Origin of the sequence: Actinoplanes sp. NPDC048791, assembly GCF_040650095.1 — a bacterium.
GTDB lineage: Bacteria > Actinomycetota > Actinomycetes > Mycobacteriales > Micromonosporaceae > Actinoplanes.
Map to the genome: position 1 here is coordinate 1 of NZ_JBEZGQ010001517.1, position 1,498 is coordinate 1,498.

The window sequence follows — 1,498 nt, forward strand, 5'->3', positions numbered from 1 at the left end:
GGCCGGGCAGCCCGGCTGGAGGCACGTCGGCGGGATACCGGGGGTGCAGCTGGTCGGGCCGGACGTGCGCGGCGCGGCGGACCCCGAGGCGCAGCTGCTGACCGCCGACGACGTGCCGGAGATGCTGGACCTGGTGCAGCGGACCCGGCCCGGACCGTTCGGCAAACGCACTCCCGAGCTGGGCACCTACCTGGGCATCCGGCGCGACGGGGTGCTGGCGGCGATGGCCGGCGAACGGATGCGGCTGGACGGCTGGACCGAGGTCAGCGCGGTGTGCACCGACCCGGCGTACCGCGGGGCCGGGCTGGCGACGCGGCTGATCGGGGCGGTGGTGGCCGGCATCCGCTCGCGCGGTGAGGTGCCGTTCCTGCACGCGGCCGGCACCAACACCGGTGCCATCCGGCTCTACGAGCAGCTCGGCTTCACCGTCCGCACGCCGATCGTGTTCGCCGCGTACCGGCTGGACCCGGCCGGGTAGTCAGAGCTGGCCGTGGTTCGGCGGTTGCACGCCGGCCAGCTCCCAGGCCGCCAGGTGGTGGTACTTCCAGTCCACCGGGTCGTGCACGCTGTGCGTCCGCGCGTTGCGCCAGTGCCGGTCGAGGTCGTACTTGGCCGCCGTCGAGCTGGTGCCGCACATCGCGAACAGCTCCGAGGCCGTCTCGACCGCCACCTCACTGGCGAACGCCTTGGCGGCGGCCACGGCCAGGGAACCGCGGGCGGCGGCGTCGGCGTCGGCCGGGACGAGTCCGATCTCCTCGAGGACGGCCGCCGCCTCCCGCAACAGGGCTGCCGCTGCCCGGACGCGGGTCGCCGTGCGGCCGTACCGGTGCAGCACGTGCGGATCATCCGCCGCCGTGGCGGCACCGGCGCGCACCGCCTCGGTGGACGGCCGGGCCTTCTCCCGCAGGTACGCGGCGGCGTCACGCAGCGCCCCCTCGGCGATGCCGACCTCGATCGCCGCATGCACGAGCTGGGCCCGGGCACCCAGCTGCTGCGGCACCTCGAAGGCGCCGGCGTAGTCCAGCACGAGGTCGACCGGCACGTCCTCGAACGTCGTGGTGCCGCTGATCGTGGCGCGCTGGCCCATCACGTCCCAGTCGGTGTCGACGGTCACGCCGTCCGCGTCGCGCGGCACGAAGGCCAGCACCAGCCGGCCGTCGCCGTCCAGCGCGCTGACCGCGATCCAGGCCGCCGTCAGCGCCCCGGTGCAGTAGTACTTGCGGCCGCTGAGCAGGCCGTCCTTCACCCGGGTGGACAGGTCCTGGGCGTGCTTGCCGCCGCGCTCGGCCAACGCGTTGCCGATCCGGCGGCCGGCGAGCACATCGCCGAACAGCCGCGCCCGCAGCGCCGCGTCGCCGTGCACGGTCAGCACGTCGACCAGCAGGAAGTGGGCCTGCGGGACCTGGGCGATCGCCGGGTCGACCGCGGCGAGGACCCGCGTCACCTCGGCCAGCGTGACCGGGCCCAGCGCCGGGCCGCCGTCGGCGGCCGGCACGGT

At 75.4% G+C, this 1,498-nt stretch carries 2 protein-coding genes; one reads left to right on the forward strand and one right to left on the reverse strand.

All coding sequences use genetic code 11. The annotated features are described in order from the left end of the window. Positions 1-478: GNAT family N-acetyltransferase (locus tag AB0C29_RS48020; protein ID WP_360835006.1), on the forward strand; the 478-nt coding region annotated here is incomplete at its 5' end. On the opposite strand, the gene AB0C29_RS48025 is transcribed toward AB0C29_RS48020, so the two are convergent. Continuing rightward, positions 479-1,498 (reverse strand): acyl-CoA dehydrogenase family protein (locus AB0C29_RS48025; RefSeq protein WP_360835008.1); only part of this gene is annotated, 1,020 nt, incomplete at its 5' end.